The 20,237-nt window shown below is 39.1% G+C and carries 23 protein-coding genes and 1 other RNA gene; 11 read left to right on the top strand and 13 right to left on the bottom strand.

Annotated features, from left to right (window positions below; all coding sequences use genetic code 11):
* Positions 1-201 precede the first annotated feature (201 nt).
* From FA047_RS02610 to aroC, 4 genes are read left to right on the top strand one after another with little or no spacing between them, the layout of a single operon-like run.
* Complete coding sequence (locus tag FA047_RS02610; RefSeq protein WP_136834423.1) at positions 202-1,035, top strand: prephenate dehydratase; 834 nt, start codon at positions 202-204, stop codon at positions 1,033-1,035.
* A gap of 55 nt (positions 1,036-1,090) precedes the next feature.
* On the top strand, positions 1,091-2,230 hold the full coding sequence (locus FA047_RS02605) for a chorismate mutase (RefSeq protein WP_136834422.1): 1,140 nt from the start codon (positions 1,091-1,093) through the stop codon (positions 2,228-2,230).
* 2 nt (positions 2,231-2,232) lie between these two features.
* Entirely contained in the window at positions 2,233-3,486 is a 1,254-nt protein-coding gene (aroA, locus tag FA047_RS02600; protein WP_136834421.1) for a 3-phosphoshikimate 1-carboxyvinyltransferase, read from the top strand.
* A 19-nt stretch (positions 3,487-3,505) separates the two neighbouring features.
* Positions 3,506-4,597: a chorismate synthase gene (gene aroC / locus FA047_RS02595; RefSeq protein WP_136834420.1), complete on the top strand. Its 1,092-nt coding sequence runs from the start codon at positions 3,506-3,508 to the stop codon at positions 4,595-4,597.
* A gap of 81 nt (positions 4,598-4,678) precedes the next feature.
* Here the strand turns inward: aroC and FA047_RS02590 are convergent, their stop codons facing one another.
* Positions 4,679-7,102, bottom strand: a complete 2,424-nt coding sequence (locus tag FA047_RS02590) for an alpha-ketoacid dehydrogenase subunit alpha/beta (RefSeq protein ID WP_136834419.1) — start codon at positions 7,100-7,102, stop codon at positions 4,679-4,681.
* A 134-nt stretch (positions 7,103-7,236) separates the two neighbouring features.
* Between FA047_RS02590 and FA047_RS02585 the strand changes: the two genes are divergently transcribed.
* The 5 genes from FA047_RS02585 to FA047_RS02565 all read left to right on the top strand — a co-directional run bounded on the left by FA047_RS02585 (position 7,237) and on the right by FA047_RS02565 (position 10,989).
* On the top strand, positions 7,237-7,632 hold the full coding sequence (locus FA047_RS02585; protein ID WP_136834418.1) for a DUF1573 domain-containing protein: 396 nt from the start codon (positions 7,237-7,239) through the stop codon (positions 7,630-7,632).
* 61 nt (positions 7,633-7,693) lie between these two features.
* Positions 7,694-8,896, top strand: coding sequence for a pyridoxal phosphate-dependent aminotransferase (locus tag FA047_RS02580; RefSeq protein ID WP_136834417.1), 1,203 nt, complete (start codon positions 7,694-7,696; stop codon positions 8,894-8,896).
* 47 nt (positions 8,897-8,943) lie between these two features.
* Positions 8,944-9,310: a transfer-messenger RNA gene (gene ssrA / locus FA047_RS02575) on the top strand.
* A gap of 144 nt (positions 9,311-9,454) precedes the next feature.
* The gene (locus FA047_RS02570) at positions 9,455-9,763 is read left to right on the top strand and encodes a helix-turn-helix domain-containing protein (protein WP_225872608.1); all 309 of its coding nucleotides are present in this window, start codon (positions 9,455-9,457) and stop codon (positions 9,761-9,763) included.
* Positions 9,760-10,989: a type II toxin-antitoxin system HipA family toxin gene (locus tag FA047_RS02565; RefSeq protein WP_136834416.1), complete on the top strand. Its 1,230-nt coding sequence runs from the start codon at positions 9,760-9,762 to the stop codon at positions 10,987-10,989. Before FA047_RS02570 ends, FA047_RS02565 begins: the two co-directional genes overlap by 4 nt.
* A 143-nt stretch (positions 10,990-11,132) precedes the next feature.
* Here the strand turns inward: FA047_RS02565 and FA047_RS02560 are convergent, their stop codons facing one another.
* From FA047_RS02560 to FA047_RS02545, 4 genes are all read right to left on the bottom strand, one after another.
* Positions 11,133-11,795: a DUF6266 family protein gene (locus FA047_RS02560; protein WP_136834415.1), complete on the bottom strand. Its 663-nt coding sequence runs from the start codon at positions 11,793-11,795 to the stop codon at positions 11,133-11,135.
* Positions 11,796-11,807: 12 nt separating this feature from the next.
* A complete protein-coding gene (locus FA047_RS02555; protein WP_225872607.1) occupies positions 11,808-12,194 on the bottom strand; it encodes a CHAP domain-containing protein in 387 nt (128 codons plus the stop codon).
* A 44-nt stretch (positions 12,195-12,238) separates the two neighbouring features.
* On the bottom strand, positions 12,239-12,610 hold the full coding sequence (locus tag FA047_RS02550) for a hypothetical protein (protein ID WP_136834413.1): 372 nt from the start codon (positions 12,608-12,610) through the stop codon (positions 12,239-12,241).
* 184 nt (positions 12,611-12,794) lie between these two features.
* Positions 12,795-13,436 carry a DUF6266 family protein gene (locus FA047_RS02545; RefSeq protein WP_136834412.1) on the bottom strand — a complete coding sequence of 214 codons (642 nt, stop codon included), beginning with the start codon at positions 13,434-13,436 and terminating at the stop codon, positions 12,795-12,797.
* A gap of 403 nt (positions 13,437-13,839) precedes the next feature.
* On the opposite strand from FA047_RS02545, the gene FA047_RS02540 reads away from it, so the two are divergent.
* Positions 13,840-14,379 (top strand): TIR domain-containing protein, encoded by a 540-nt coding sequence (locus tag FA047_RS02540; protein WP_169304301.1) that lies wholly within the window; start codon positions 13,840-13,842, stop codon positions 14,377-14,379.
* A gap of 6 nt (positions 14,380-14,385) precedes the next feature.
* Positions 14,386-15,021, top strand: coding sequence for a ribonuclease H1 domain-containing protein (locus FA047_RS02535; RefSeq protein WP_136834410.1), 636 nt, complete (start codon positions 14,386-14,388; stop codon positions 15,019-15,021).
* A 21-nt stretch (positions 15,022-15,042) separates the two neighbouring features.
* On the opposite strand, the gene FA047_RS02530 is transcribed toward FA047_RS02535, so the two are convergent.
* The 8 genes from FA047_RS02530 to FA047_RS02500 form a co-directional block, all read right to left on the bottom strand.
* Entirely contained in the window at positions 15,043-15,711 is a 669-nt protein-coding gene (locus tag FA047_RS02530; RefSeq protein WP_136834409.1) for a hypothetical protein, read from the bottom strand.
* A gap of 45 nt (positions 15,712-15,756) precedes the next feature.
* Entirely contained in the window at positions 15,757-16,008 is a 252-nt protein-coding gene (locus FA047_RS02525) for a hypothetical protein (protein ID WP_136834408.1), read from the bottom strand.
* A gap of 81 nt (positions 16,009-16,089) precedes the next feature.
* The gene (locus FA047_RS02520; RefSeq protein WP_169304300.1) at positions 16,090-16,680 is read right to left on the bottom strand and encodes a Crp/Fnr family transcriptional regulator; all 591 of its coding nucleotides are present in this window, start codon (positions 16,678-16,680) and stop codon (positions 16,090-16,092) included.
* Between the two features lie 411 nt (positions 16,681-17,091).
* Positions 17,092-17,418, bottom strand: coding sequence for a helix-turn-helix domain-containing protein (locus FA047_RS02515; RefSeq protein ID WP_136834406.1), 327 nt, complete (start codon positions 17,416-17,418; stop codon positions 17,092-17,094).
* A gap of 122 nt (positions 17,419-17,540) precedes the next feature.
* Complete coding sequence (locus FA047_RS20380; protein ID WP_169304299.1) at positions 17,541-17,717, bottom strand: hypothetical protein; 177 nt, start codon at positions 17,715-17,717, stop codon at positions 17,541-17,543.
* Between the two features lie 3 nt (positions 17,718-17,720).
* Positions 17,721-18,158, bottom strand: coding sequence for a hypothetical protein (locus FA047_RS02510; RefSeq protein ID WP_136834405.1), 438 nt, complete (start codon positions 18,156-18,158; stop codon positions 17,721-17,723).
* Positions 18,159-18,609: 451 nt separating this feature from the next.
* Positions 18,610-18,843 carry a hypothetical protein gene (locus FA047_RS02505; protein ID WP_136834404.1) on the bottom strand — a complete coding sequence of 78 codons (234 nt, stop codon included), beginning with the start codon at positions 18,841-18,843 and terminating at the stop codon, positions 18,610-18,612.
* A 287-nt stretch (positions 18,844-19,130) separates the two neighbouring features.
* Entirely contained in the window at positions 19,131-20,234 is a 1,104-nt protein-coding gene (locus FA047_RS02500) for a hypothetical protein (protein ID WP_136834403.1), read from the bottom strand.
* Between the last annotated feature and the right edge of the window lie 3 nt (positions 20,235-20,237).

Genomic DNA, 20,237 nt, shown 5'->3' with positions numbered 1-20,237 from the left:
AAATTAAATTTTGTTGCTACATTTGGAAAAATAAAAAAAGAAATTTTGAACAACATCACTACATATTGGTTTGGTTACTTTTACTACTTTAGTAAGAGCCGGGACTAATATGCAATATAATCAAACAAGATAAATGTATACGAAAAGTCCCGGTCAAAAACCGGGACTTTTTTCGTTTAAAGCAAAATGCAAAAACAGCAAATGAAAAAAGGAACAAGAGTAGCAATCCAGGGTATTAAAGCATCTTTTCACGAAGAGGCAGCCTTCAAATTTTTCGGAAGAGATATTCAAACCATTGAATGTAACTCTTTTAAACAGACATGCGAAAGCCTGGAAAAAGGAAATGCTGATTTTGTAATTATGGCCATTGAAAATTCAATTGCAGGTAGCCTTTTGCCAAACTATACATTGATCAGAGAATACAATTTCGCTGTTGTAGGAGAGGTTTACCTTGCAATACAGCTTAATCTTATGGCTTTACCGGGAGTAAAATTTGAAGATATTAAATTTGCAACCTCCCACCCTATTGCTTTGCGTCAGTGCGTTGATTTTTTTTATGACTATCCAAATATTCAGGTAATTGAAGGTAGCGATACAGCCGCATGTGCTAAAAAGATCAGAGATGAACAACTTACCGACACTGTAGCTATCGCTAATTCTCTTGCTGCAGAATTATACGGATTGAATATCATTGAAAGAAGAATAGAATCCAACAAAAAGAATTATACTCGTTTCCTAATTCTTAAAAGTGATAAGACAGAGGAATTAACTGAAATCAACAAGGCCTCCATCTGTTTTCAGGTTGGAAACCATGTAGGTGCATTATCTAAGGTGCTGAATATTTTTGCCGAGCAACAGGTAAACCTAACTAAAATACAGAGTATGCCAGTTTTGGGAAGAAGAAATGAATATTATTTCTATGTAGACATGGAATGGAAGGACATGGAGAAATATGACAAAGCAATACGTCAGGCACTTAAGTACACCGTAAACTTCAACATTATGGGTGAATACCAAAAGAACGACAAAGTATAACATCAGAAAACAAATAAGAATTTAAAATATAACACAATATCAAACCCCAAAAACAATGAAATTACAATTAAACATTCAGCCATTAAACACCTGGCTTAACATCAACAACGAGCCCCTAATCATTTCAGGACCTTGCAGCGCAGAAACTGAAGAACAATTACTAACTACAGCTCATCTATTAGCTGCAACAGGAAAAGTATCTGTATTAAGAGCAGGAATCTGGAAGCCACGTACCCGTCCGGGAGAATTCGAAGGTATCGGAAGTATTGGTTTAGAATGGTTAAAAAGAGCTAAAGCAGAAACAGGATTACCAACTGCAGTTGAGGTTGCTAATGCCAAACACGTTGAAGAAGCTTTAGCCGCAGGGGTAGATATCTTGTGGATTGGTGCGCGTTCTACAGTAAACCCTTTTACAGTTCAGGAAATTGCTGATGCATTACAGGGTGTAGACATTCCTGTTTTAGTTAAAAACCCGGTTAATCCTGACCTTCAGCTTTGGGCTGGTGCTCTTGAACGTATCAACCGTGCGGGTATTACTAAATTGGGTGCAATCCATAGAGGTTTCTCTTCTTTCGAAAAGAGTTCGTTCCGCAATGAACCTATGTGGGAGCTTGCCATCCAGTTGAAAACACTATGTCCTGAATTGCCAATCATTAACGACCCAAGTCACATTTGCGGTAATAGGGAACTGATTCCTTACATCTCTCAAAAAGCATTAGACTTAGACATGCAGGGATTAATGATTGAGTCGCACGTAGACCCTTCCGTTGCATGGACAGACGCGAAGCAACAAGTAACGCCCGCAGCTTTAGCTGAGCTTGCAGATCGTCTAACTGTACGTGAGCCTGAATCTAAAAACGAAGCATTTACTGATCAATTAGCTGAATTACGTAAGCAGATTGACAAAATCGATGATTTGCTATTGCAAAAATTAGGTGAGCGTATGGCTATCGTTGGAAAAATTGGTGAATTTAAACGCGACAATCAGGTAACTATCTTACAAGTAAATCGTTGGGATGCCATCATCAAAAAAGGAATATCATTTGCAAAAGCATTGAAATTAGACCTCAATTTCACTGAAAAATTCCTTGAGCTTGTTCACGGTGAGTCAATCCGCAAGCAAACTGAAATCATGAATGCTGGTAAAGCAGAACAAGGAATCGCAGCAGAAGCACATACAGAAGTTAAATCTTAACAATGAGTAAACATGCGGTTGTTTCTTTTAACGGAAACAAACATATCAATACAGAGATTACACTCACAGGTTCTAAAAGTGAATGTAACAGGGCATTGATCATTAGTTCCTTAAGTAAAGGCCTGGTGGACATTGACAACATGTCTAATGCTGCTGATACGGTAACCTTAAATCGCATACTAAATAATATTTCGCAGAATGATCCACATCAACAAACTGTTGATGTGGGACCTGCGGGCACTGCTATGCGTTTTTTAACAGCTTATCTTTCAACTCTTCCCGGAAATTTTATATTAACAGGAACAGAAAGAATGAAACAGCGTCCCATTGGTATTCTTGCTGAAGCATTGAAAAGTATAGGCGCATCACTTTCTTATCTGGAACAGGATGGCTATCCACCAATATCTATAACAGGGCCATTGCAACAGCAAATGGATTCCGTAAAGATTAAAGGTGACATTAGCAGTCAATACATTTCAGCACTGTTAATGATTGCTCCAACATTAACACAAGGTCTTACTTTAGAAATAGAAGGTGAACTTACCTCGCTTCCATATGTAAAGATGACGCTTGATATGTTAGAAGAAACAGGAATCAAGCACAGTTGGGATGGAAATAACATCACCATCAAACCGCAGCAATTCAACGCATCAACGCTTGCAGTTGAGCCGGATTGGAGTGCTGCTTCCTATTGGTATAGCATTGCTGCATTAAGTGACAAAGCTATTATAGAATTGCCTTACCTGAAAGACAAAAGCTTGCAGGGAGATAGCAGAATCAGGAAAATCATGGAAGCTTTTGGTGTACAAACAAATAAAACATCAAAAGGAATAGTACTTAGCTCTGCTGAGAAAAGTTTCGATGACCAGGTATTAGATCTAAAAGACTGCCCTGACCTTGCCCAGACTATCATTGTTTGTGCAGCGGCAATTGGCAAAAACTTGTCATTCACCGGCCTGGAAACACTTAAAATTAAGGAAACAGATCGTGTTAAGGCTTTACAGAATGAACTTGCAAAAATCGGTGTGGTTTTAAAAGAAGACAATTTAATCTATACTTTAAATTGTGAGGGACTTCATTTCCCTGAAAAGGTTACTTTTGAAACGTATGAGGATCACCGGATGGCCATGGCTTTCGCTCCGCTTAGTCTTATGATTAAAGAGGTTGAACTGGAAGACATGAATGTAGTTGAAAAATCATATCCTGATTTCTGGAAAGATTTACAAAAAGCAGGATTTACAGTCAAAGAGATTTAATTTTTAACAGAACAGCAAAATGGCAGGCAATACATTTGGTCAATTATTTCGAATCACAACTTTTGGCGAGTCCCATGGAATAGCCATCGGAGTTATATTAGACGGTTGTCCGGCACAATTACCGATAGATCTGGATTTTATACAATCGGAGTTAGACAAGAGAAGACCGGGGCAATCCAAAATTACAACACAACGTAAGGAAAGTGATACTGTACAGATTCTTTCAGGAGTTTTTGAAGGTAAAAGTACAGGAACACCTATCGCAATGCTGATTCCAAATGAAGATCAGCGCAGTAAAGATTATAATCACAATACAGATGTTTACCGTCCTTCACATGCTGATTATACTTATGATGCGAAATATGGCATTAGAGATCATCGTGGTGGCGGACGTTCTTCAGCGCGTGAAACAGCTGCTCGTGTTGCAGCCGGAGCAATTGCCAAACTATTGCTAAAACATCATGGCATTGAAATATTTGCACATGTATCTTCAGTCGGGCACATTCAGGCACCAAACTTAACACATGACAATATAGATGAGTTACTGACTACCAGGGAAGAAAACATAGTGCGCTGTGCGGATCCTGCAACGGCTCATCAAATGATTGAATTTATCGATGGTATACGCAAGGATGGTGATACCGTGGGTGGTAAGATCAGCTGCATCATTAAGAATTGTCCCGTTGGACTTGGGGAGCCTGTTTTCGACAAACTACACGCAGATCTGGGCAAAGCAATGTTAAGTATCAATGCGGTACATGGCTTCGAATACGGCTCCGGATTTGCCGGAAGTGAAATGCGCGGATCAGAACACAATGATATTTTCCTGGTAAATGAGGGTCAACCTAAAACACTGACCAATTTCTCTGGGGGTATACAAGGTGGCATCTCTAACGGCATGGAAATTAATTTTTCAGTTGCATTTAAACCTGTAGCAACAATTATGCACAATCAGCAAACAATTAATGCTGCCGGTGAAGCTGCTGAAATTAAAGGAAAAGGAAGGCATGACCCTTGTGTTGTACCTCGTGCTGTCGTTATTGTCGAAGCGATGGCTGCCTTAGTAATTGCAGACCAATTATTAAGATCTAAGACGAATAAACTAGACTAGATTTACCTTTATAATTTAAAAGCCCGTAACCTGTTTATGAAACAGGTTACGGGCTTTTTCTATGACAATTGGTTATTCCTTCTAAAATATGGCCGGAAATTTTGACGAATTGTGTTCATTCATCATCTGATATATAGTTTCTACAACATCATCCACCGACGGCTTACTGAAGTAATCTCCGTCAGAGCCATATGGAGGACGATGGGCTTTAGCTGTTAATGTCTTCGGCTGACCATCCAGATGATAATAGCCATTTTGCTCTTCCAATATCTGCTGCAAGATAAATGCGGCACCTCCACCAGGAACATCCTCATCTACTACCAATAATTTATTTGTTTTACTTAATGACTGTGCACATAAGTGATCTTTATCAAAAGGAAGCAACGTTTGCGGATCAATAATCTCAACAGAGATGCCAAATTGAGCAAGTTCTTCCGCTGCCTCCTCTACTATTCTTAAAGTAGAACCATAAGAAACAACTGTAATATCAATACCTTGTCTAAGAACTTCTGCTTTCCCTAAAGGAACAGTATACGCCCCAACATTTTCCGGAAGTTTCTCTTTTAATCTATAACCGTTCAAACATTCGATCACCAATGCTGGCTCATCAGATCTAAATAAAGTATTATACATACCAGCGGCCTGTGTCATGTTACGTGGAACGCAAATATGCAATCCCCTTAACGAACCTAAGATCATCCCTATTGGAGATCCTGAATGCCATACCCCTTCTAACCTATGTCCCCTGGTCCTAATGATTACAGGTGCTTTTTGCCCTGCTTTGGTCCTATATGATAAACTGGCGAGGTCATCACTTAATATATTCAAAGCATACAAGAGGTAATCGAGGTATTGAATTTCCGCAATGGGTCTCAATCCTCTTAAGGCAAGCCCTATCCCCTGACCAACAATAGTCATCTCCCTAATTCCTGTATCTGTTATTCTTAAATCACCGTATTTGGCCTGTAGACCAGCAAAACCCTGATTTACGTCTCCAATGGCCCCCAGGTCTTCACCAAAAGCTACCAGGCGTTCATCACGTGAAAAATTTGCATCGAAACATGCGTTTAATAGTTCACGACCATCAACCATTCGGCTATCTTCATTGTATTCAGCGTTAACCGTACGAACTAAAAATGGACTCTCTTTTCCGTCAGTAAACAATTTAGAATTGTACCTGTCTATATTTAATGCGCTTTGAGATGCATACCAATTCAGTAATTCACTTCTTTCAGAAGAAGGATTTTGCAAAGTTAGACGCAAGGTCTTGCGTGCAGCAGAAATCACTTCCTTACGGAGCGCATCCGGCGTTCCCGCCAATTGTCCTGCAATCTTTAAAAGCGATTGATTGCCTTTTGCAATCGAATTGATCATCGCGATTACCTGATCCTTCTCAATTTTTATAGTTGCCAAAAACTCATTCCAAGCTTCCCTTTGAGTTTCTCTCACCAATTTCTTGGCTGTCGCCTCAAGTTCAGCAACCTCCTCTTCTGTCGCAATGGCCGATTCAATCATCCATTTACGCATTTGAAGAATACAGTCATATTCGCGTTCCCATTCCAAACGCGCCTTATCTTTATACCGTTCATGAGAACCCGAGGTAGAGTGACCTTGTGGCTGAGTTACTTCAGTTACGTGAATCAATACGGGTACATGTTCAGTTCTGCAAACATCAATTGCACGTTGATAAATTTCACATAAAGCAGGATAATCCCAGCCTCTTACTTTATAAATTTCATATCCAGCTGCGTTTTCATCACGTTGAAATCCTTTAAGTATCTCCGAAATATCTTCTTTTGTAGTCTGATATTTTGCAGGAACTGATATTCCGTAAGCATCATCCCAAATGGACATAGCCATAGGAATTTGAAGTACCCCGGCAGCATTGATCGCTTCAAAAAATACACCTTCAGAAGTTGAAGCATTGCCGATAGTACCGAAAGCAACTTCATTTCCGTCGACAGAAAAATTCTTCAAATAACTAAGTTCAGGATTTTGTCTGTATAATTTCGAAGCATAAGCCAGTCCGACCAAACGTGCCATTTGTCCACCTGTTGGTGCAATATCCGATGAACAATTCTTAATTTCTGTCAGGTTTTTCCAACTTCCATCTTCATTAATAGAACGGGTAGCAAAATGACAGTTCATTTGCCTGCCTGCTGATGCAGGGTCTGCTTCAACACTTGGATTTGCATATAGCTGTGCAAAAAATTCTTTCAGCGTACAAATACCGGTAGCAAATGCAAATGTCTGATCACGATAATAACCTGATCTCCAGTCACCGTTTTTAAATGCCTTCGCCATTGCAATCTGCGGAACCTCTTTACCATCACCAAAAATACCGAATTTGGCCTTTCCTGTTAATACTTCTTTACGCCCTAATAAACTTGCCTGCCGGCTTTCAAAGGCAATTTTATAGTCCTTGATAACAATCGTCTTGAAGTCGTCAAAACTTAACTCTGAAGCATCAATAGGGTTGGTAGTCAGTTTCACATTTGGCATCATAAGCAAATCAGTTATGTAGCAAAGATACACAAAATATAAAGTATGACTTAACTGTGTAATGGAATTTATATGTTGGAATACTTTTTGTATTACCAACGAAAACATTAAATTTGTTCTAAAACTCAATTAAAAAGATGAAAAAGCTATTAGTATTATTTACACTGTTTATAGGATTAAGTGTCGCTGCAAATGCTCAATCTAAGCCCGCTGAATTTAAATTTGATAAGGAAACTTATGATTTCGGAAAAATCTCTTTGAACAAACCTGCATCTGTAGAATTTAAATTTACCAACATAGGAGATCAACCTTTAATTCTGAGTAAAGTTGAGACTACTTGTGGATGTACTGTACCTGAATATACACAGACACCAGTAAAAAAGGGTGAAACAGGAACCATCAAAGTAACTTACAATCCGACAGGCGCAGCTTTACCTTTTAGCAAAAGCATCACCATCACTTCGAATGCAAAAACTACTACAAAAGTACTTTACATAAAAGGCGAGACCGTAGCGGGCAATAGCACTAAATAATTTCCACAAGATATTTGCAATTAAAACCTCGTTAATCAACGAGGTTTTTTATTTTTGTGCCATGCCAAAGATATCAGAAAAAGGGACACAAATGCCCGCTTCACCAATTAGAAAATTAACTCCATTTGCTGATCAAGCAAAAAAAGCGGGTAAAAAAGTATATCACCTAAATATAGGGCAACCAGACATCGCCACTCCTGAAGGCATGCTCAACGCTATTAAAAATATAGATTTCGATGTATGGGCCTATACCCCGTCAGAAGGTACTTTAAGCTATAGAACAAAGCTTGCAGAATACTATAATAAATTAGGATACAACATCACTCCTGAAGACATCCTGGTAACTGTTGGAGGCTCAGAAGCCATCACTATAGCCATGCAGACTTGCGTAAACGAAGGTGATGAGATCATTATCCCTGAACCTTTTTATGCAAACTATAATGGTTTTGCCTGCATGAGTAATGTAGTTGTAAAGCCTATCCTTTCTTATATCGAAAATGGATTTGCTTTACCTCCCATCGCTGAGTTTGAAAAATTAATCACCGACAAAACAAAGGCCATCATCATATGTAATCCGAATAACCCTACTGGCTATTTGTATTCAAAAGAAGAACTGGATGCGTTGAAGGCCTTATGCCTGAAATATGACTTATTCTTATTTTCAGATGAAGCTTACCGCGAATTCTGTTATGATGGTAGGGAATTTATTTCTCCAATGCATCTTGAAGGACTAGACCAGAACGTAGTAGTAATGGATACGGTATCTAAACGTTACAGTGCTTGTGGTGCCAGATTAGGATGTCTGATCACCAAAAACAAAGAAGTGATTAAATCAGGATTAAAATTTGCGCAGGCAAGATTAAGCCCTGGAATGGTAGAACAAATTGCCGGCACTGCAGCAGTAGATACACCTGATAGTTATTTTGAAACTGTAAATAAAGAGTATACGCTAAGAAGAGACACTTTAGTAAAGAGATTAAATGCAATTGAAGGTGTTTTTTGTCCCAACCCTGGTGGCGCATTTTATGTGGTTGCTAAATTCCCAATTGATGATGCCGATAAATTCTGTCAGTGGATACTGGAAAGCTTTGAACATGAAGGAGCAACTGTCATGATGGCGCCTGCGACCGGTTTTTACTCTACTTCAGGATCTGGAAAAAACGAAGTTAGAATGGCTTATGTTCTTAACACAGAAGACCTTAACAAAGCCATGGATTGTCTGGATGCAGCTTTAAAGCAATATCCCGGTAAAACTGTGGCATAATTTTAGTACTTTTGTACGCATCAGACTTAGCGTTTGATACATACAATGGGGCCGTTTTGGATTTGACAGGGTGGCGCTGAGTATGTTAGCATGCAGTGCGTTGTACGGAGAGCACTTAAAAGAGAACGTTCACACTATAATTGGCGAAAATAACTACGCCTTAGCTGCCTAATTTAGAATTAGCTTAGCTTTTGTCCCTCTAACTGCTGCGATGTTAGGTTAGAATATGGGGCATCGAAATAACAACGCTGGCAATTGTAAGGTGTGATACAATTGTGAGATAAAGCACCTAAGGTGAACGGTTAGGTCGGTTTCCAGCCCGCCAGATCCCTACAATTAATTGGAAAATAAGCATGTAGAAGGCATAATTTATCACACAACTGGACAAGGGTTCGAACCCCTTCGGCTCCACAAAACGTAAAAGCAGCTCTTTAGGAGCTGCTTTTTAAGTTTTGTATAATTAATAACTTTGATACAAATCACTTCTCTCATTAATATTTTATATATTTATACTAAAATAGTATTAGTTATTGCCAAATAAATCATATTACTACTATTATGATATCACTTATATCTCCATCCAAAGCACAACAAAAATTAGCCGAGAATGTTCGGAATAGAAGACTGTCCATGGAGTTGACCCAAGAGGGCTTGGCTGAACGATCAGGTGTGCCTCTTGCTACTTTACGCAATTTCGAACAAAAAGGATCTATTTCTCTGGAGTCCTTTTTGAAGCTTTTGATGGTTGTTGGTGGCCTTGAAGAGACCATCAACGTGTTGAAACCGTCAAAACCGAATTTCACATCAATAGATGAAGTATTAAAAGGCACAAATAGTACCACCCGAAAAAGAGGACGTAAAAAATGAACCAGCCTATTACAGAAGTCAAAGTCGGGTTAGATTTTGGATTTAAAATTCAATCCGTGGGACGTTTAGCCATACGTGACCGTATTATTTATTTTGAATACAACGATGAATTCAGACAAAGGAACATAGAAATATCACCGTTGCGTCTGCAATTACAAAAAGGTGTTATTGAATTACCAACACGCCCCTTTGAAGGCTTAGCAGGTGTTTTCAGCGACAGTTTGCCCGATGGATGGGGACGTTTGCTTTTTGACCGCATGATGAGGTCACAGGGAATCTCTCCAGCCAATATTTCCGCTTTGGATCGTCTAGCCCATGTCGGGTTATTTGGTATGGGCGCTTTAGTTTATGAGCCTGATAATAGTCCATCTGATGTCCATGAATTCATAGATCTCGATCATCTGGCAACACAAACAGAAGAAGTTCTCCAGGGTAATTCAGAAGAAGTCATCAAGGAATTATTGGCTTTAAATGGATCTTCTGCTGGCGCACGTCCAAAAGCACTTATCGGTGTAGATACTGACTACAAAAATATATCTTATGGAGCACAGCTGCTTCATGAAGGATTCGAGCCATGGCTAGTTAAGTTTCCCAATTCACAGGACGGTTCCAGTGCCGGAGCAATTGAATACATTTATGCCTTAATGGCCAAAGAAGCAGGTCTTCTAATGCCAGAGGTACATTTGTTTTCATCACAGAAAAGTGCAGGTTATTTTGCCGTAAAACGCTTTGATAGATCAGGAAACAAAAGATTACATATGCATACCGCAAGCGGCCTATTACATGCTGATTTCCGAACCCCTTCACTAGACTATGAAGACCTGCTCAATTTAACTGCCGCGCTCACAAAAGATATTCGTGAAGTAGAAAAAATGTATCGTCTGGCAGTTTTTAATGTATTATCCCATAACAGAGATGATCACGCAAAAAACTTCAGTTTTCTTATGAGTGAAAATGGCCAGTGGAAACTTGCCCCTGCTTACGACCTTACTTATTCAAGTGGACCGAACGGTGAACAAAGTACAATGGTCATGGGTGAGGGTAAAAACCCTTCTACTCATCAGTTAATTAAACTTGGTACGGAGGCGAAAATATCAAAAAAACATATAGATGAAATTATCGAGCAAACAAAGGATGCTTTAGGTAAATGGAAATCTCTATCTAAAAATTACAACGTAGGAAAATCCCATATTGATTTGATAGAGCGCATAATTAATAAAAAATAAAGCAATTTATTCATCAAGCTTAATATAAAGCCCCTAATTTATCACACAACTGGACAAGGGTTCGAACCCCTTCGGCTCCACTTAAAGAGACGCAACTTTTGGCGTCTCTTTTTTTGAATTCAATTCTCCGTTTCTCTGGCGTTCTAAATTACATACCTCCCCAAATACCGACTATCTGCCACCTCAGTCCGATCCTCCGAAATCACAGAAACATACACCTCTATTGGCTTGCCTGCAATGTAGAAGGGTAGCTCCAGTACATCCTGACCCGTATTACGTTCCGCACCAGCGATTGTAAAACACGCCGGATTATCCTCCAACTCTTCCGGAAAATAAGCCATGAGCATCACCTGATCATCACACCTCGGCCATTCCCTTTCTTCAGCAGATACCTCCCAATCAAACCGCAAAGAGAAACCCTCTTCTAGATTGCCAACCAGACTTACCGAAACACTGGTCAACCCTTCTAGCTTCCCTATACTTAGCACTGCATTTTCATAGTCGATCTCCATCTCCGGATAATCACCCTTCAAAGCTTGTTTCTTATTTACACCAACCGCCAAATGATATGGCACTTTATTCTTTTGATGTGCTTCTACGCTGAAACCAGCCTGTATAAAGCTCATAATCGGCTTCAAAAAATCTACCACCAATTTCATCGCCTGTAGGTTCGCAAGTTGTTTAGGCGTCTTAGGCACACTTCCACCCACCATCCTCACCACCTGTTTACCCTTATACATATAATATATACGGTTTCCTACCCTGCCACTGATTCCACCCCATATTCCATTTTTTAAAACACCCATAACCTTCTAATTTTACTTTATCCAATCCGCATATTTAGCAATCGTCCTCTTATGCCTAATTTTCCTGTAAACTCCCTGCCCTTCTCTGCTCCCTACTACATTCGTATTGGCCTCCAAACCGTAAACCCAATCATTTCTTACACTTTCAATTATCCCACAATGACCTATGCGACCCAGGCCCGAATAATAAATACCAAATACAACTCCTGGTTTAGGCTCCTTAACCAACCTTGAAGTTGGAAACAAGCTAGGACTCCAAGCCGTTTTAGGCTGTGAATATCCTGCTTGCCCAAAGCACCAACTTACCCAGGCCGCGCAGTACGGCGCCGGCGATTTAATATTGCAGTAATTAAGATATTCAGCAATTCTGGCACCATCGTTTTTACCAGTTCTTTCCACCACGCCGATTTCTTTTCTGGCGATTCTAATAACCTTTTCATAATCTACAACACTGCGACTATAACCCCTACTGCCGCAAATACAAATAATGCAAACAGCCCAAAAAAAACCTTTACTTGCTCCCATAAAGTCAATTCGTTAAAACATAAAACCATATCACCAATACCTGGCAGGGCCAACGCCACCAACATCCTGTTCAGCAACCACCAGCAAACTGCTAGGACCACCACAAACGCCACCAGTGCCAACACCAGCATCAAGCCTATGCTCTTTGCTATCTCAATAGAATTCCCTAGCGGCAACTCAAACACCAGCGGTGCCGTATACCAAACCAGCAATACGATCACCAGCTGTAAAACCCTTTCTATACTTTTCCTCGTCGGCATCCATACCGACTTCAAACTCAATACTTTCATAATTTTTTTGATTTAAATTTTTTGTGTGGACTTCTCCTCCTGTACACTCAATTATGTGGGACTCTGCTCGACAAGTAGCTTAGTTCGCTTGCAGAAAAAAGTCAGGTGTCTCTGACGGGCATTTGTCAGGTTTGCGAAGCTTAGCTGGCGCCAGCCCGGAAGAGATCACCTACTTTTTTCAGAACTAAACTACAGTCAGCTGCCCCACATACTTAGTGTCACTTACTCTCTTACTATCAGCACTCACTACAAGCACCCAGCAATGAACCACGTCCCCTGTCCAATCCAGTGGCAACTGCAACTCATACTCCTCCGCAGAACGAACAGCAGCGTTCATCAGCGCCACAAATTCATCCTTAAGCGGATCATAAGCAATCACCCCTACCTGGTCATCAGCCTTAGAATAGCTCTGACCAATCACACTTCCCCATGTAAACTCTATTGCTGCCCCGGCTGTTGTTGCTATTTCCGCATCTGAGACCTTCCTCAGCACACCTTTACTAAACCGAGCCTCAGAATAGTTGATCGTAAAGTTGGGCGACACACCAGTTACCGCATACTTCATGTTCTCAGACACCGCCATATTATAAGCCGACATTTCAGCTTCATAATGCTGATACCCGATTTCCAGTATCGGCAAGGCCGACCTCAGCCAGTGCGTAAACAACCCAAACTTTAAGCGCTGCGCCAATTGAGCTGCTGTTGGCGGCTTGTTAGATTTGGCTGGACGCATGGAGATGATGTTCTCCCCTTTCACTCTTCTGCCTACGTGATTCCCTAAACGACCAATCAAATCATTGTCGATACCACCTGTTAATTTTCCCATGTTTTCTAATTTTTAAATGTTTATCAATTTGTTAATTATTAAGTCCGGCCGAACTCTTGAAGCAAACATAAACACCTAAGAAACAACCTCCTAGAACAGAAATCACTTTGGCACGGTTTGGCACAATTATGTCACAGATTGACATAAATACTATCAATTTCCACACTTATTCCTTTAACCTTTACAAGATAAATTTGTAATTTGGGATATAATTGACAACTCAATAAAAATATGGGAAAATTTAACGGAACTCTTTCAGACCTCCAATCCATTCTGTCTGAAAACGAAATAGAAGGAAAATGGTCATAAATTCTCGGCCTCTGACGGTGCAATACTGACATTTTTTAACACCAAATCACTATTAAGTCAAGGCAAAGGAAGTTCGAAAGATAAGATTGACCTCTTGATAGAGAAGATAAATGCTAATAAATATGAAATTCCGGTAATCACAAAAGAAGTTGCAGTTATTGCACCTAAACTTTTTGTTGTGTATGGACATGACGAAACGAGCCGTGACCAATTAGAACTTGTACTTAGTAAATTAAACATTCAACCTTTTATTCTGGCAAAATCAGGTGGAGGTGGATTAACCATCATAGAAGCGTTAGAACAACACGTTGGAAAAGACGGATCAGCGCAGGCTGGAATAGTTCTATTAACCCCTGATGATATGGGATTCGCTAAAAAGGATGGGGACCAAGCTATGAAAGAAAGGGCAAGACAAAATGTTATTTTAGAAATGGGAATGTTAATTTCTAGATTAGGAAGACAAAACACAATAATACTAGTTAAAGGCAAACTAGAAAGACCTTCCGATACCGACGGCATCATGTATCATGCGTTCAACAGTCATGTAAAGGAAGTCGGCTCTGCATTGGTAGATAGATTAGAAGGCTCTGGCTTTCTTATTGATCACAAAAAAGCTTTAGATGCCTTAAAGTAATTATAGATGGCAAAGAAAAAGCAAAAGTTTTATACTGTTTGGGTAGGTCGCAAACCTGGTGTCTATTCAACCTGGGAAGAATGCAAAGAACAAATTCATCAGTTTGAAGGTGCTGTTTACAAAGGCTTTTATAGCTTAAAGGAAGCACAACAAGCATTTCTAAGTGATAGCACAAGATTTATTGGTAAAAGCGCGGGCGAAAAAAACGAACCAAATTCTAGACAACTTTCTGATGAACCGGAGAAAAACAGTATTTGTGTTGATGGCGCATGGAATACAAAAACAAACGCTATGGAATATCAGGGCGTATTATTTCCCAGCAGAGAAAGGGCCTTTCATGCGGGCCCCTTTGCTACAGGGACAAACAACATAGCAGAATTTTTGGCAATCGTACATGCTTTAACTTACTGCAAAGACCATCCAGAAATTTTGATTATATATTCTGATAGTAATACTGCAATAACGTGGGTTAAGAATAAAAGACCAAAGACAAAAATAGCCGATATTGGTAAAAATTCTTCCATTATTTCAATTATGCAAAGAGCTGAGAATTGGCTCTTAAATAATAATTATCAAATTCAAATACGTAAGTGGGAAACAAAAAAATGGGGAGAAAATCCAGCTGATTTCGGAAGGAAATAAATCAACTGATATTAAAAAGATTTAAACGCCCATATTTAGTGGCTTAATCCCAAATTCATACAGTTGCTGTCCAAGTGGTGTAATTAGGAATGTACCTGAATGCGTACCGGCTATACCTGCTGACATCAACAATGTTCCCTCATATCTAGCTTTCCAACTCGTTGATAAGAATTGATGCCATTTGCCATTCAAAGGATAAAACTTATTTAGCTCTTCAATTCCCTTAGGATGCAATATATCCAAAACAACTGCGATGTCATCGAATTCATCCTTTGAAATCAATTGTTCAATATGAGCTTTGAGTAAGTTGGCTAAAATTCTTGACTTCAGTATATGTAAGAAACGTTCGTTGTAAAGAATTATGGTTTCAAGCACGTGTCTTTGATACTTTTTATCTTGATTAAACTTGATTTTAAAAGCCTCGAATTTATCCTCGAGAATACTGCCGCTATGAAACTCCTTAAAAAAAGCAAGAATTTTATTGATTTTATGTCTGTCAATTACCGACCTAGTGACATCATAAAAAGACAGCAATGATTTAACCATAGGTACCTCACGTAAAATTCCGTCAGTTAAAAGAGCATCTAATGCGATCTCAGTATAATCAGTTGTAAGATCGATTGACTTGTTTAAAATCTCTTTCTTTACAATATCATTTATGTCAATTTTATCTGAGTCTTCAACAACCATATTCAAATATAATAATAAGGTGAGTATTAACTCACTCCATATACATTACCTCCTCAAAGAAGCTTTTAAATAATAAACCTGCCCACCACTTACCTTAGTTTCCCAATTCTCAGTCACCCTTCTTCTGTAAAAAGTGCGCGACGTAATACAAAGCTCATCCATTACCGCAGCCTTTGTCAACCACACCTCTTCTTGCTCCGGCAACAAAACCTTATGGCTTATTGCTGTCATCATTACATTCAACTCTCGTTGCAACTCCATTAGGTTTCCCAGTTTTTCTAAAATTTCCTCGTTCATATTTTGATTCATAGTTATGATTCAAAAATAAATGGAGTATCAAAAAACATAGTGGACATATTACCCACTAAAGCCTTCTTTTTAAAGAAGGCCCTTTTTCCGTAATTTCCTTCTAATTCTTCTGAGCACATCTATACTCACCAAAAGATAAGATGCGATGTCAACATCTGCAATCAAGCTTGTCCTGGCCGGAAGTAATCCTTTGAAGGCCTTATAGAATTCCTGCACCCTTTCCTCTACCGGCATGGCCAAAAAAGAATTGCGCCGTTTGCGTTTCATTTCCAGATAATTCAGCGCAGTCTGCAATGCCATGCTCTTTAGAGGTGGCCATCTCCTGTAGATTTCTTCCATTGCCGCATGACTGATACTCCATACCAATGTGTCCTTGGTGGCGGTTATCGTATGTACGGCATCTTCCTGCTTCATAAAAGCGTTCATTGCAACAATTGTATGCTCACGGTAAATGCTTTCAGTAAAAGGCAAACCACTTACATAACCATGCACAGTGACCAGCCCACTCACTACAAAATAAGCTTTCTTAGGCTTCTGACCCTCAAACTCCAGGGTTCTGACTTTGGAGTAAAGCGGTTCTACAGTCATATTATTCCATAAAAATTCCTCAAAGCCTTCCGGCAATGGGACATCAGGATAGATATTACGTAATAGATTCATTAGTTTTTCAAAGGTTTTTCTGTTGTTTAACATGTAGATTGAAAAGGTTAATTTATTTTATTCTTATTCCTGTTTTGTATCAGTTAATCGTTATCTATTCGTAACAGCTCTGTTCATTTTGTCTTCTCTTAGGTAATTAAGCATTCATTTTATTCATTAAGGATATTTCATTAGTTTATTATATAATAATTTTCACACCTAAATATTGTCGCTAAAAAAACCGCATTCCCATGCGGTTTTTTCTTTGCCTGTCCCGAACTCGCTTCGGGAGCATCGCGAAGGATCTCAATTCCTTGCAGTCTTTCTCAAAAAATTGATTGGTTTGCCCCAGCCGCCATGCCAATGCTCTCAAAAAAGCATAGCTAAGCTGGAACATAACCAAATTGGCACGCCCAGCACCAAATTCATTATCTAAGCCTTCCCCCTCACTCTTTTTCTATAATCTTTAGGACTACACCCCTCATACTTCTTAAAACACCTCGCAAGCCAACTCGGGTCGCTCAACCCCAACACATCCGCAATCTCGATCACCTTCAGATCCGTAGTCCTCAACAACAGCAGTACTTCATCATGAACCCTATACTCTATCACCCCATGCACCGTCTTATCCAAATAAAAACCAGTATGTTTATTCAACTTCTTAATAGAAATACCCAACCAACCAGCATATGCACGCGGATGACGCTCTACCTTAAACGAACCTTCCAGCAGCTCTAAAAAATCTTTTACCATCTTCATATCCGGCTGCAAATGCTCTACCGCAAAAACTCAATTCCCTTTATTTTTAACATTCTTATCTCATTATAAAAAGCTAGCGGGGACTAAAAAAATAAATTATGTCAAAAACGCCCCCGCTGCTTTTATACCTTACCCCCCATGTCCTTTATCTTCTTTTCTCTCTTCAACAAATGCTCGGTCTGAATCATCCTAATCGTTTCCAGCAAATCATTCTCTGCCTTCAGATTCTCCCTTTCCTTCTTTAAAAATTCCAGCTCGATGATCAACGCTTCGTATAAACTTTTATAATCTAAGCCCATAAACTAAATCCTTTCTTTCCAATCAACCTCACTCAACTCCATATATTTGCCAAACCTCTGCTCCAGCATAGCTCTTGTTTCCGCATCCATTTTTTCTTCCAACAGCAACGTCATAAAACTACCTGCATCATCCAGAATACGTCCAAACCGCCTACTTCCATATCCTATGCTTACAAACTCAGGCTTTATCACCTCCATTATTGAACACATTAAATCCGCAGACTGCAAAAGCTTACCTGTAAACAAATAAATTTCCGCTTTCATCACCACCGCATCTACCATATCCTCCACTACTTCTTCTGACACATCATTCCAGCCACCAGAAGCTTCCCTTATCTCCACCATTAGCACATACAGCAACTCCTGTGGTTTCAAATGCCCCTCAATCAACTTGAAATATTTACTAAAATCAAATCCTGCTTTAAGTATGTCTGTTTTCATAATATTTTAATAGAGAGCTGGGAGGTTGATCAACAATCTCGCTCTTTTAAGTTTAAGTTATATCCTCCCAAGCTCTCGTTTTTTCATAGTTATTCTTAAATCCTCTCCTTAGTCCCCTCCTTCGCAAGGAGGGGTGGCGAAGCCGGGGTGGTAAAGTTGGAGGTGCCAACCGGGCGGGTGGTCTTTCCAAATACTAAATAATTTAGCGTTTTAAAGTCCCATAATCAAACAACACCGCCGATCCCGACCATATCCCATCCAGATGTCAAACCCGTCTTAAAACGCCTCATTCAAAGTCCCTTCCTTTTTTGACGACTAGTCCCCACCTTCGCAAGGAGGGGTGCCCAACCGGGCGGGGTGGTCTTTCCAAATAAACCTTCTTCTCACCACCTCCCCCTGCGGGTACTCCTCCTGGAAAATCAGGAGGAGACTAGGATCATCAATCCCCTCCTTACCGAGGAGGGGTGGCTGAAAGCCGGGGTGGTCGTTCCACCACCCAGACACATTTCAACCTGAGGATGTCGTGTTCCATCACATGGAGCAAAATAGCAGTAGCCTCTTCTTGTTCAATGCCCATTACATCAGCGACATCAGCGAGGATGAATGCTTCGTTATCAACAGCTTCAACAAAGGCTGCGACTATTTCCTTAGTAACTTTGTATTCGGGAAAACTATTTTGGTCCATATCAGATCTAGATTTTTATATTGGTTTTCAATTAGCGAAAGGTATTGGCAACCCTTCGCTGGTTTTATGGATGATGGCGTTAATTTCATTTTAATCTCATTCATATTGAATGCTGCTAAAAATTAAGCTTAAACGTACACAGCTTATGCTCATACAATACCGCCATTGTCTTACCTGTAACTTTCATATCTTTTATCTTTCCGGTCTTTGTTTTGGGTAAATAAAAACTGAGTTTGTATTTACCATCCTTTAGTGCATACACATTAATTATTAAGATTTTCTTAAACTTAATCATGAAAATAAGCCTGATTCAGTTTATATCTAATTAAATAATGGTCATAAAGAACAATCAGCATTTTATTATGCACTCGAAATTCCTTCATTTTTTCTCCACTATGTGAAGAGAGATAAAAGCTTAACTTATATTTACCATTCACTAGATTATATACATCAATTACATTATTTGAATCAAAAAGCTTTTTATTCTCATTATTAGCTAATAAAGCAGAATTCACAAATAAATAACCACCTCCAACACAACTCATTTTATTTATAGTCAAGGGTGGGGACGCCATTGAAATTTCCCCGTTAACTGTTCTCTTTCTGGTTTTTATTTTTGCAATACTTGTTGTATCAATTGTTTTACCTCTATACAATAAATTGAGGTCTTTGTCCACACAAATAAATTGATTGCGATAATAGTAGAGGTATATTATTCTTGAAAGTGTGGTGTCATAATGGAACATACCATCCGTAGACAATGGTTCATTGTTCTGCATTTCTAAAAGTTTAGATGTAAATTTTAGGCTATCCATCCTAAAGGTTTTCCCAATCTGAAAACCGGTTCTTCTATCAAAATTCCTAAAAAGGAATGTCGAGTCGGGTAATGGCTTGGCTTCAGAAAATTTCAATTGATTAAACCTAATCTTTTGGGCTTCCCAATTGAATACATCACCTTTAAAAATGGTTGACGTTCCTCCATCCATAATGTAAAAATTGGTAGAATCAATAAAAACTCTTTCTGAATTAAATTTCATTTTTTCATTGCCTTTTAAATGCCATTTAATAAATGTTGTATCCTTTTTGGCGATGTTATATTTTAACATGTTATCAGTAAATAAAATATGATACAAGTATATATTATCATCGGTAATCCCAGTTATCCTAAAAGAATTGGATGGGACATTCCAGGTTTCCTTTTTTGAAATAGCATGTGGTGGTATTAATCTGAGAAAGTTGTTTGCATGGTGATTGACCTTATCAGCTATGAGATACAAAATTATTACGGACGATGTACCAATAGCAAAAACTAATATTAGGATACATACTCTTAATTTTAAAGGTGCCATATTAAATACGAGGTAAAAAATGGAAGGCTTAACACCTTCCATTTC

Source organism: Pedobacter frigoris, from assembly GCF_005116445.1.
Lineage (GTDB): Bacteria > Bacteroidota > Bacteroidia > Sphingobacteriales > Sphingobacteriaceae > Pedobacter > Pedobacter frigoris.
The sequence above is the reverse complement of the archived record's forward strand: the minus strand, read 5'-3'. Positions and strand labels throughout refer to the sequence as shown.

Coding starts and splice junctions, on each gene's coding strand:
- FA047_RS02610 (WP_136834423.1), top strand. CDS start 202: ATGAAAAAAGGAACAAGAGTAGCAATCCAGGGTATTAAAGCATCTTTT.
- FA047_RS02605 (WP_136834422.1), top strand. CDS start 1,091: ATGAAATTACAATTAAACATTCAGCCATTAAACACCTGGCTTAACATC.
- aroA (WP_136834421.1), top strand. CDS start 2,233: ATGAGTAAACATGCGGTTGTTTCTTTTAACGGAAACAAACATATCAAT.
- aroC (WP_136834420.1), top strand. CDS start 3,506: ATGGCAGGCAATACATTTGGTCAATTATTTCGAATCACAACTTTTGGC.
- FA047_RS02590 (WP_136834419.1), bottom strand. CDS start 7,102: ATGATGCCAAATGTGAAACTGACTACCAACCCTATTGATGCTTCAGAG.
- FA047_RS02585 (WP_136834418.1), top strand. CDS start 7,237: ATGAAAAAGCTATTAGTATTATTTACACTGTTTATAGGATTAAGTGTC.
- FA047_RS02580 (WP_136834417.1), top strand. CDS start 7,694: ATGCCAAAGATATCAGAAAAAGGGACACAAATGCCCGCTTCACCAATT.
- FA047_RS02570 (WP_225872608.1), top strand. CDS start 9,455: ATGATATCACTTATATCTCCATCCAAAGCACAACAAAAATTAGCCGAG.
- FA047_RS02565 (WP_136834416.1), top strand. CDS start 9,760: ATGAACCAGCCTATTACAGAAGTCAAAGTCGGGTTAGATTTTGGATTT.
- FA047_RS02560 (WP_136834415.1), bottom strand. CDS start 11,795: ATGGGTGTTTTAAAAAATGGAATATGGGGTGGAATCAGTGGCAGGGTA.
- FA047_RS02550 (WP_136834413.1), bottom strand. CDS start 12,610: ATGAAAGTATTGAGTTTGAAGTCGGTATGGATGCCGACGAGGAAAAGT.
- FA047_RS02545 (WP_136834412.1), bottom strand. CDS start 13,436: ATGGGAAAATTAACAGGTGGTATCGACAATGATTTGATTGGTCGTTTA.
- FA047_RS02535 (WP_136834410.1), top strand. CDS start 14,386: ATGGCAAAGAAAAAGCAAAAGTTTTATACTGTTTGGGTAGGTCGCAAA.
- FA047_RS02530 (WP_136834409.1), bottom strand. CDS start 15,711: ATGGTTGTTGAAGACTCAGATAAAATTGACATAAATGATATTGTAAAG.
- FA047_RS02525 (WP_136834408.1), bottom strand. CDS start 16,008: ATGAACGAGGAAATTTTAGAAAAACTGGGAAACCTAATGGAGTTGCAA.
- FA047_RS02520 (WP_169304300.1), bottom strand. CDS start 16,680: ATGAATCTATTACGTAATATCTATCCTGATGTCCCATTGCCGGAAGGC.
- FA047_RS02515 (WP_136834406.1), bottom strand. CDS start 17,418: ATGAAGATGGTAAAAGATTTTTTAGAGCTGCTGGAAGGTTCGTTTAAG.
- FA047_RS20380 (WP_169304299.1), bottom strand. CDS start 17,717: ATGGGCTTAGATTATAAAAGTTTATACGAAGCGTTGATCATCGAGCTG.
- FA047_RS02510 (WP_136834405.1), bottom strand. CDS start 18,158: ATGAAAACAGACATACTTAAAGCAGGATTTGATTTTAGTAAATATTTC.
- FA047_RS02505 (WP_136834404.1), bottom strand. CDS start 18,843: ATGGACCAAAATAGTTTTCCCGAATACAAAGTTACTAAGGAAATAGTC.
- FA047_RS02500 (WP_136834403.1), bottom strand. CDS start 20,234: ATGGAAGGTGTTAAGCCTTCCATTTTTTACCTCGTATTTAATATGGCA.